Origin of the sequence: Gemmatimonas sp. (assembly GCF_021298855.1) — a bacterium.
In the GTDB taxonomy this organism is placed as follows: Bacteria; Gemmatimonadota; Gemmatimonadetes; order Gemmatimonadales; family Gemmatimonadaceae; genus Gemmatimonas.
On sequence record NZ_JAJTHI010000016.1, the window covers coordinates 88,459 to 98,859 of the forward strand.

Below are 10,401 nucleotides of genomic sequence, written 5' to 3' on the forward strand. Positions count from 1 at the left end.
GGAAGATGGCCAGCGTGTCACCACATGGTCAAATTCGAGCGTATGAGACGTTCTTCGCCACTGCACTGGCAACGCCTGCGGGCTTTCGTGCTCCTCTGGCTGGGGGTGGCCGCCTGCCGCCCGTCGTCGGCACCGCCTGCACCGGCCGCCCGGCCGTCGACGCCGCCTGTGCCGCCAGGCGCGGTGCGGCTGATGCCTGGGCTCCCCCCCATCCCGGAAACCCGAGGTGCGCCGGTGGCGCTGTCGGTGCGCTATCCGTCGCCCAACCAGCTCATTACGGCCCGGGACTCCAACTTCCTGCTCGGCAGTGTCGGCTCGGGTGATGTCCAGCTCATGATCAACGGGACGGCCGTGCCGGTAGCCCCGAACGGGGCCTTTCTGGCGTGGCTCCCGTTGCCCGCAGCACCGGCGCCAACGTACGAACTGATCGCCATCCGTGGGCCCGACACGGTGCGGCGTACGCTCCCGGTACGGTACGCGCTGCGGCGGTCGCTGCCGGCACGGGGCACGCTGGCCGTGGATAGCGGTTCGGTGCTGCCGGGACGCGGCTGGTGGGCGTTGGCCGACGAGCTGCTGCGCGTGAGCGTGCGGGCGCCGCGCAATGCCGCCGTGCAGCTCGTCACCCCCGGCGGGCCCCCACGGCCGCTGCGCGCCATGGAGGCCGGGGCGGGAGACGCGGCGGTCGAGGACGTGGCCGACACGACGGCCGACGTGGGCGTCCTCTTTGCCACCGAGGTGCCCGCCGCGTGGCTGAGCGACAGCGCGCGCCCCGCACGACTGCTGGTGACCCGGAACCGCGATTCCCTGCGCCTCACGGTGCCCACGGTGCGCGCCCTGCTACGCGACAGCCGTGTGCTGGGGGCCTTGCGCAGCGGCAACCGGGTGGTGTCGGACACCGACGCCGCGGTGAGCGCGCGCACCATCGTGAACGGCACATACAAGTGGCAGCTGCTGCCGCAGACGGTGCTGGAGGTCACGGCGCGGCAGAGCGGCTTCACCCGGGTGCGCCTCGACGACCAACTGGACGTGTGGGTGGACAGCGACGAGATCGCCCTGCTCCCCGAGGGCACGCCGCTGCCGCGCCGCGTCACGGGTGGCTTCCGCGTGACGCCGGCCACGGAGTACACGGACGTGCTCATCGCCACCGGCGACCGGCCGGCACATCATGTGGAGGCGGAAGGGCGCACGCTCACGCTCACGTTGTACGGCGTGCAAGCCAACCCCGAGATCTCGCCACTGCTGGGGAGCGACTCGCTCGTCCGGCGCATCGTGTGGGAGCAGGTCACGAGTGCGCGGGTGCGCATCACGGTGCAGCTGTCGCAACCTGCCTACGGGTGGCTGTCGCTGTGGGACGAGCAACGCCGCGCCCTCGTGCTGCGGGTGCGGCGCGCCCCGGTCATTGACGCCGCTCGCCCCCTGGCCGGCCTCACCATTGCCGTCGACCCGGGGCATCCACCGGCGGGCTCCACCGGGCCCACGGGGCTGTACGAGGGCGATGCCGTGTTTCCGGTGGGCCAGCTGCTGGTGGAGATGCTGCGGGACCGTGGGGCCCGGCCCGTGATCACCCGAGCGAACCTGGCGCCCGTCGGGCTGGGTGAACGCGGGGTGCTGGCACGCCGCGAGCAGGCGCATGCGTTCATTTCGGTGCACCTCAACGCGCTCCCCGACGGCGTGAACCCCTTCACCGCCAACGGTACCAGTACGCTCTTCTACCACAACGCCAGCGAGCCGCTGGCGCGTGAAGTGCAGCGCTCGCTGCAGGCGCGTTTCGGGCTGCGCGACTTGGGCGTGCACTACCAGAACCTCGCGGTGGCACGCCCCAGCTGGTATCCCAGCGTCCTGGCCGAGGGGCTGTTCCTCATGATTCCGGAGCAGGAGGCGGCGATGCGTGACCCGGCGTTTCAGCGGAAGTACGCCGAGGGGTTGCTCGCGGGGCTGGAGAACTACTTCCGGTGGCTGCGCGCCGAGACGGTGCGGTGAGTGGCGTGGCAGGTCGCCGTGGCGTTCGCGTTCGCGGGCGTGGGCGCGAGCGCGGTGGGTGGTCGAGCGGAATGTCGGCGGCGGTCGCGCTGGCGGTGGCGCTGGGAATGGCGCTGGGGACGGCGACGCCGGCGGCGGCGCAGGTGGATCCGCGTGGTCGCGTGCGCACCATTGCCACGCCACACCTGCGCGTGCACTACCCCGCGCATCTCGACTCGCTGGCGCGCGTGTCGGCGGTTCTCGCCGAACGGGCGTACGGGCAACTGGCGCGCGAACTCGCGCCGCCGCGCGGAGTGATCGATCTGCTGCTGGCGGACAACACCGACGTGAGCAACGGCTTCGCGCAGCTGTTTCCCAGCAATCGCGTGGTGGTGTACGCCGTCCCGCCCATTGCCAGTCGCGAGCTGCGCTTTCACGACGACTGGCTGCGGCTGGTCATCACGCACGAGCTGGCGCACGTGTTTCACCTCGATCGGGCGCGCGGCGTGTGGCGGCTGGGGCGCTGGTTGTTCGGTCGCAACCCGCTCTTCTTTCCCAACGCGTTCACGCCAAGCTGGCTGAAGGAGGGGCTGGCGGTACACTACGAGAGCGCCCTCACGGGGAGCGGGCGGCTGGTGGCCACGGAGTTCCCGGTCATGCTGCACGCAGCGGCGGTGGATGGCGTCGTGGCACCGATGGGTCGCTGGAGTCTGAGCACCACGCGCTGGCCCCGCGGACAGGTGGCCTATGGGTACGGGGCCACGCTCATGCAGCGCGCGGTGAATCATGCGGCCGCGCAGGCCGATACCATGCGGGGCATGTCGCGGTTCGTGGAGGCCTCGGCGCGTCATGTGGTGCCGCTGCGGCTCGACCGCAACGCGCGGGTGGGCTTCGGGGCGTCGTTCTCCGCGCTCTGGCGGCAGTATGTGGATTCGCTCAACGCGGCGGTGGCGCCGCGGGTGGCGCCTGCGGCGTTGGATGCGCCGTGGCGCGAGGTGAGCCGTGACGGCTGGTATGTGGCCGCGCCGCGCTGGCTGGGCAACGACTCGCTGGTGTGGAGCGCGAGCACGGGGCGCGAAGTGACCGGCCTGTACGCGGCCCCCGCGGCTGGTGGCGCCGCCCGCCGTGTGGCGTGGCGCAACGCCCTCGATGTGAACGTGCCGCGCGATTCCTCGCTGACGGCCATGGTGTTTGCGCAGCTCGAGCGGCGTGACCCCTTCGTGCTGCGCAGTGACCTGTACCTGCGCGACGGGGGGCGTGACCGTCGGCTCACGGTGGGCGCCCGACTGACGCAGCCCGACGTGCGCCACGATGGCACCGTGGTGGCCGTGCAGTACGACGCGAACGCCAGCATGCTGGTGCGGGTGCGCGTTCACGGTGCCCGCATCACGGACATCACGCCGCTCGTGCCGCGGCGAGCGGGCGAGCGGTGGGCCGAACCGCGCTGGAGTGCCAGTGGCGAGGAGATCGTGGCCGTGCAGTTGGTGCCGGGGGGATGCAGCGGGTGGTGGTGCTGGACGGCGATGGCACCATGCGGCGCGTGCTGGCCGGCGGGCGGGGGGTCTTTGCCAGTCCGTCGTTCACGCCGCGCGGTGACCGGGTGGTGTGGGCCAGCGATCGCAGCGGGCGCATGCAGGTGGAAACCGCGCCGCGTGGCGATGTGGCGGATGTCGATACCACGTCATGGCGCACCGCAAGCAGCGCCACGGTGGTCGGGGCGACCGGTACGGCGGTGTACGAACCCAGCGTCTCGCCGGATGGGCAGCGGGTCGTGGCGCTGTTGCAGCGCGGCGACGGCTTCCACGTGGCGGTGGCTGCGCTCGATACCACCGGGCCGGCGGTACGTGGCGGCTGGTATGCCGCGCGCGCGACCGACACCATTGCGCCGCTCCCAGCGGCCGACTCGCTGCGCCTGATGACGGCACGCAGCCGTCAGTACGCACCGCTGCGTCAGCTGTGGCCACGCTATTGGCTGCCGCTGGTGGGCGAAGGGCGACAGGGAGAAGCCATCTTCGGTGCCAGCACGAGTGGCGTGGATATTCTCGAACGGCACGCCTGGGAGGCCAACGTGCTCATGTCGCCCCGCACGGGCGAGACCGATGTGTTCTCGGCGTATCGCTATGCGGGAGTGGGTGTGCCGGTGTTCGACGCGAGCTTCTCGCAGGAATGGGACGGCACCTTCCGCGTGGTGAACCCGGCGGGGGCCACCCTTGGCAGCGTGGCGCGCCGACGCCGGTTCCTCACGGCGAGTGCCACGGCGGTGGTGCCGCGGGTGCGCTGGTCGTTGAGCAGTACCGTGGGGGCGCAGTACGAGCTGCGCGATTTCGCGGCCGCAGCCGACTCGGTGCTGGGCCCCGCCAACTCCCTGCTGCGTACCGGCACGCGCTACCCGAGTGTGTTCGTGAACAGCAGCGTCAGCACGGCGCGTCTCGCGCTGCGCGGCGTGAGCGTGGAGGAAGGGGTGACCCTGTCGCAAAGCACCACCTACCGCTGGCGTGAGGGCGCCGGTGAGACGGGCTCGTGGCGCACGCTCGTCACGGGGCGCGCGTACGCGCCGCTGCCGTTGCCCGGGTATGCCCGGCATGTACTGGCCGTGCGCGGTGCCGCCGCCGCGACCGACCGCCGAACGCAAAGCGAATTCAGCGTGGGGGGCACCAGCGGGGTGCGCAGCGAGCTGCTGCCGGGGGTCACGGTGGGCGACCCGGCGCGCGCGTTCCCCGTGCGCGGTACCGAGCCCGGGGTGCAGCGCGGTTCGCGGGCGTTGGGCGGCACGGTGGAGTATCGCGCGCCGCTGCTCATGTTCCGCCGGCTGCCCAGTCCGCTGGCCGTGTACGGTGACCGGCTCAGCGTGCTGTTCTTCAGCGACGCGGCCCGCGCGTGGTGTCCGGCCGGGCTGCGCAGCAATACGGCGATCTGCCTGCCCCGCGGGGTGCGCGACGGCTGGATTGCCACCGCCGGTGGCGAGCTGGTGATCGACCTGGCGGTGCAGTACGACGTGCCGTATCGCGTGCGGGTAGGGGCGGCGGCGCCGTATGCGGCGCCACCGGGCGTGGCGCGGGGCGGCACGGTGTACGTGACGTTGGGCGGGTATTTCTGACCGCTGGCCTCGTGTGGGGCTGCTGGGGTGAACTGCTCGTAGGAGACGCGGAGCCACGGAGACGCGGAGAACAGCTCCGCTGTTGGGATCCCCAGTTTGGAATGCACGAGATAGCCGATCCTCCGTGCCTCCGCGGCTCCGTGTCTCCGACGAGCAGTTATCCCAAGGTCATGGTGCACGATATATTGAAGGTCGTCGAGTTCTCCGCAGGCCTCCGCTTGGAGCTGCAATGATGCGTACGCGAGTGAACGTCGTGTCCGGCGCCATCGTCAGCGCCCTGATGGCGTTGGCGAACGGTTCGGAGGCCCAGCCTGCCGTCCGCTTGCGTGGCGTGGTGTTCGACAGTGTCGCCCGGGCGCCGCTCGCGAATGCATCGGTGCGGGTGTTCCGCGCCGACAGCGCCTCAGTGGGCATCGATGCGCGCACCGATGCGACCGGGACGTTCGAGGTTTCGGCATTGCGGACCGGTACGTGGCTGTTGTCGTTCCTGCATCCGCGTCTCGACTCGCTGCGCCTCGAGCCGCCTGTGGCACGTGTGGACGTCGTTGAAGCCGGCGAGATCGACGTGACGCTCGCCGTGCCAAGCGCGGTAACCCTCGCACGCGCACTGTGCGGGACGGCACGTGATGATAGTACCGCGGTGGTTGTGGGTGATGTGCGTGATGCAGCGGCACGACGCCCGATTGTTGCGGCCACCATGCGAGCCACGTGGCCCGAGTGGGTGTTCGCCAAGAAGCGCATGGAGCGTGAGGTGGTCACTCGCGTGGCCCGCACGGACAGTGCCGGGCAATTCGTGCTTTGTAACGTTCCACAGGGGAGTACGGTTACCGCGTTGGCGTACGCTGGGAGCGACACCACCGGTGTGATCGAACTCGTGGTACCCGTCACTGAATACACGGTGGCCGACTTCGTGATCGATCGCGGTGCGTCGCTCGTGAGCCGCGATGGGGTGAGCGCACCTTGGAGACGTGGAGAGGGCATGATACGGGGCCGTGTAGTCACTGCCGGCGGACAACCCCTTGGCAATGTCATGGCCCGTGTGCTCGGGAGCGGTACCGTAGTACGTACCGACAGTAGTGGTGTGTTCCGGATCAGCGATGCCGCGAGTGGAACCCAGACGGTTGAAGTGCGCGCCGTTGGGTACGATCCCATTCGTCAGAAGGTTCAACTTAGCCCGGCCATACCTACTACCGTGGGCTTCACGCTGGAGAAGTCACGCGTACTGCTCGACACGGTGCGCGTGATCGCGAGTCGCAAGCTTCCCGCTGATGTGGAAGCAATCGAGCGACGCTGGCGTCGCGGACTCGGCACCATTCTGGACGGGCGCACTGTACGTGAGCGCACATCCACCAACCTCACGAGCGCACTCTGGAGTGTGCCTGGTGTACGGCTCGGGATGCGATCGGGCTACGGCAACACCGTGTACTTCCGCGGTGTCGGTGGCGAGTGCATTCCCGTCATCTACCTCGACGGCTTCCGTTTCGTGGCCAACGGGCTGTCCCTCGATGAGATTGTGGCACCGGACGAGGTGGCGGCCATGGAAGTATACGTGCGCCCCATGCAGCGCCCCGCCGAGTTCACCGACCTGGCAGATTGTGGCGTGCTGGTGGTGTGGACCCGCTACTATCTTGGGAATGTTCCGGTGTTCGATCCCCGTCGTCGCTGAGTCATGCCCAACCCGCCCTTCATTCATGACACCGCCGTCGTCGTTGGCGATGTGCACCTGGCCCCCGACAGTTCGGTGTGGCCCACGGCGGTCATTCGCGGCGACGTGGAGCGCATCGTGATTGGCGCGCGCAGCAACGTGCAGGACGGCGCAGTCATTCATGCCGACCCCGGCACGCCCACCCTCGTCGGGGACGACGTGGTGATCGGCCACCGCGCCATCGTGCACGGCAGTGTGCTGGAGGACGGCGTGCTGGTGGGGATGGGGGCCATTCTCCTGAACGGCGTGCGGGTCGGCTCCGGGAGCATCATTGGCGCCGGGGCGGTAGTGACCGAGAACACCGTCATTCCGCCCGGCTCCCTGGTGCTGGGCGTGCCGGCCAAGGTGGTGCGGTCGCTCGACGAGAGCGCCCGCCTGCGCATCCTCGACAATGCGGCGCGCTACGTGGAACTGGCGCAGCGGCATCGGTCAGGCGACCTGCCACGCCTTGGCTGACTCGGCGGGACCAGCGGGAGAGACAACCTCCGTGGCTGTCTCGCGTCTCACCGCTCATGCCGCAAACGTGAGTGCAGGCAAGCCATCAGTGCCGTTTGCGAAAGCAGGCAAGCGGCCCCGGCCGGACCGTGGAGGCAGCCAGAATCCATCACAAAGGTGGTTGGCGTCATGCTGACGGTATGCTGCAGCGCGACACGCTCGACTGGCAATTTCAAGTGGTTGCCGGTGAATCACTTGCAGATGATGCTCGTCACTGTCGCGACGGTCCCGTGACGTAACAGGCGGTGCTCCCGCCGCATTGGCCGCGCCGAAGACCGCACAAACCTGTGCTCGGTGGACAACTCCCCGGGGGGCGCACAAAAGTGATGTGCGGAATGCAAGTCTTGCGTTCGCATGACGTTAGCGCGCGACTTGCGCGGCCTCACGAACAGAGGCACCATACCGCCCCGCCGACGGCCTGTCCGTGCCCCATATGCCACCCGCGCGTGTGCGGATTCAACCGTCGTGCTTCCGCTGATCCGTCGTCACCGCCCACCCCAGGTGCCCGCCGAATGTCGTTTTCCGCTACGCCCCCGGAAGGATTGGTCACGCTGTCCGCGAACGCGCGGACGGTGCTCGAAAAGCGCTATCTCGTGAAGGACAAGTCCGGCACACCGGTGGAGCGGCCGGAGGACATGTTCTGGCGCGTGGCCACGGTGGTGGCCGAGGCCGACCGCCGCTACGGGGCCAGTGACGGGGCGGTGCAGGCGTTGGCCGAGGAGTTCTACTTCCTCATGACGCAGCGGCGGTTCGAGCCCAACTCGCCCACCCTCATGAACGCCGGGCGTCCGCTCGGGCAGCTCTCCGCCTGCTTCGTGCTGCCGGTGGATGACGCGCTCAGCAACGGCCAGAGCGGCATTTACGATACGCTGCGCAGCATGGCGCTCATTCACCAGAGCGGCGGTGGCACGGGCTTCTCGTTCTCGCGCCTGCGCGCCAAGGGGAGCATGGTGCGCAGCACCACCGGCGTCGCCAGCGGGCCGGTGAGCTTCATGGAACTGTACGATGGCAGCACGAACGCGGTGAAGCAGGGCGGTACGCGGCGTGGCGCCAACATGGGCATCTTGCGCGTCGATCACCCCGATGTGCTGGAGTTCATCAAGGCCAAGGAAGACCTCACCAAGATCACCAATTTCAATATCTCGGTGGGGATCACCACGAAGTTCATGGACGCCGTGAAGGCGGACGGCCAGTACGATCTGATCGACCCGGCGAACGGTCAGGTGTGCGGCCAGCTGCGTGCCCGCGACGTGTGGGACACGATGATCCTGGGCGCGTGGCGCACCGGTGAGCCCGGCGTGTTCTTCATCGACGAGGCCAACCGTTACAACCCGGTGCCGCACCTCGGCAATTACGAGGCGACGAACCCGTGTGTCACCGGTGACACGCTGGTGAGCACGACGCAGGGACTCGTGCCCATCGCGCAGCTGTGTGAGCGCGGTGAGGCCATGCCGGTCACGCTCGACTCGCGGTTCAGTGCGGGGAAGGTGGGGCCGGCCGGTGTGCCATTTCAGAGTGGCGTGAAGCCGGTGTTCAAGGTCGTCACTCGCGAAGGCTACGAGATTCGTGTCACTGCCGACCACCGCTTCATGACCGCGCGCGGCTGGGTGGAAGCGCAGGACCTGCGTGAAGGGGACGCGCTGCATATCCAGAACACCAAGGGTGGCTTCGGTACGCAGGGCACCAGTGAAGAGGGGCGGGTGCTGGGGTGGCTCATTGCCGATGGGCACATCACCGGCGACAGCGGTCATGGTGCGGTGCTTGGCTTCTGGGGCAGCGACCGTGAAGTGGCCCCGTCATTCGCGCGCGACGTGAACGACATGCTGGGCGTTGGCGATGGCGCGGGCCGCGCGGTGGGTGTGGTGGAGATTCCATCGCGCGAGATGGCGACAGTGAGCAGCGCCCGCTTGCGCGCGATGGTGGCCGAACGGTTCGGTGTGACGGCAGAAACCAAACTCGATCGTGTACCGGCCGCGGTGCTCGCTGGCAGCGAAAGCATGCAGCAGGGCTTCCTGCAGGCGCTCTTTTCCGCTGATGGCCATGTGAGCGGCACGGTGGCCAAAGGCGTAAGCGTGCGCCTCACCAGCGTATCCGTGGCGTTGCTGCAGGACGTGCAGCGCATGCTGCTCAATTTCGGCATCGCGTCCCGCCTCTATCAGGAGCGCCACGCTGCCCGCACCGTGGAGTTCAACGGCGTGGCCAGCGAGTGCCAGGCCGATCACGATCTGGTGATCTCCCGCGACAACGTGCTGCGCTTCGCGGAAGAGATCGGATTCCTCACGAAGGCCAAGAACAACGCACTGGTGCAGCGTCTCGCCAGCTACGGCGCGCGCGGCCCGTACCGTGAGAGCTTCACGGCCCGCTTCGCCTCCCTGGTGCCGGCCGGTGAAGAGATGGTGTACGACCTTACGGAGCCGCTCACGCACTCGTTTATTGGCAACGGCTTCGTGGTGCACAACTGTGGTGAGCAGCCGCTGCTGGCCTACGACGTGTGCAACCTGGGGTCGGTGAATGTGGGGCACTACGTGCAGCACGGCGTGGTGGACTGGGACGCCATGCGGCGCGACATCGCGCTCAGCACGCATTTCCTCGACAACATCATCGACGTCAACCAGTATCCGCTCCCCGAAATCGACGCGCTGAGCAAGCGTATCCGGCGCATCGGCCTGGGCGTGATGGGCTTCGCCGACATGCTCGTGCGGCTGGGCATTCCCTACGACAGCCCGGAAGGGGTGGAGATGGGGCGCAAGGTCATGGAGTTCCTCGACGTCGAGGGCAAGAAGGAAAGCGAGCGGCTGGCCAAGGAGCGTGGCGCCTTCCCCGAGTGGGCGCGCTCCATCTGGGGCCCCGACGACACGTGTGCGCGTGATGCCAACGGGCAGCGCATTCGCCCCATGCAGCTGCTGCGCAACTGCAACGTGACCACGGTGGCGCCCACGGGCACCATTTCCATCATTGCCGGGTGCAGCTCGGGGCTGGAGCCGCTGTTCGCGGTGGCGTTCATGCGCAACCAGGCCGGCGTGATGATGCCCGATGTGAACGAAGACTTCGTGGCCATCGCCAAGGCTGAAGGCTGGTACAGCGACGAGCTCATGGAGCGCATTGCCAAGACCGGCAGTGTGAACCACGCCGAAGTGCCGGTGCG

The 10,401-nt window shown here is 68.5% G+C and carries 6 protein-coding genes; all 6 read left to right on the plus strand.

What is annotated here, in order from left to right; genetic code table 11:
- Positions 1 to 192: 192 nt before the first annotated feature.
- The gene (locus LW840_RS06850) at positions 193 to 1,980 is read left to right on the plus strand and encodes an N-acetylmuramoyl-L-alanine amidase (RefSeq protein ID WP_291276681.1); all 1,788 of its coding nucleotides are present in this window, start codon (positions 193 to 195) and stop codon (positions 1,978 to 1,980) included.
- The gene (locus tag LW840_RS06855; protein ID WP_291276682.1) at positions 1,953 to 3,875 is read left to right on the plus strand and encodes a hypothetical protein; all 1,923 of its coding nucleotides are present in this window, start codon (positions 1,953 to 1,955) and stop codon (positions 3,873 to 3,875) included. The genes LW840_RS06850 and LW840_RS06855 overlap by 28 nt, the downstream gene beginning before the upstream one ends.
- Positions 3,770 to 5,056 (plus strand): hypothetical protein, encoded by a 1,287-nt coding sequence (locus tag LW840_RS06860; protein ID WP_291276683.1) that lies wholly within the window; start codon positions 3,770 to 3,772, stop codon positions 5,054 to 5,056. The genes LW840_RS06855 and LW840_RS06860 overlap by 106 nt, the downstream gene beginning before the upstream one ends.
- Before the next feature lie 229 nt (positions 5,057 to 5,285).
- Positions 5,286 to 6,722, plus strand: coding sequence for a carboxypeptidase regulatory-like domain-containing protein (locus tag LW840_RS06865; protein ID WP_291276684.1), 1,437 nt, complete (start codon positions 5,286 to 5,288; stop codon positions 6,720 to 6,722).
- Between the two features lie 3 nt (positions 6,723 to 6,725).
- A complete protein-coding gene (locus LW840_RS06870; RefSeq protein ID WP_291276685.1) occupies positions 6,726 to 7,217 on the plus strand; it encodes a gamma carbonic anhydrase family protein in 492 nt (163 codons plus the stop codon).
- Between the two features lie 551 nt (positions 7,218 to 7,768).
- On the plus strand, positions 7,769 to 10,401 hold a 2,633-nt coding region (locus LW840_RS06875), incomplete at its 3' end, for an LAGLIDADG family homing endonuclease (protein WP_291276686.1).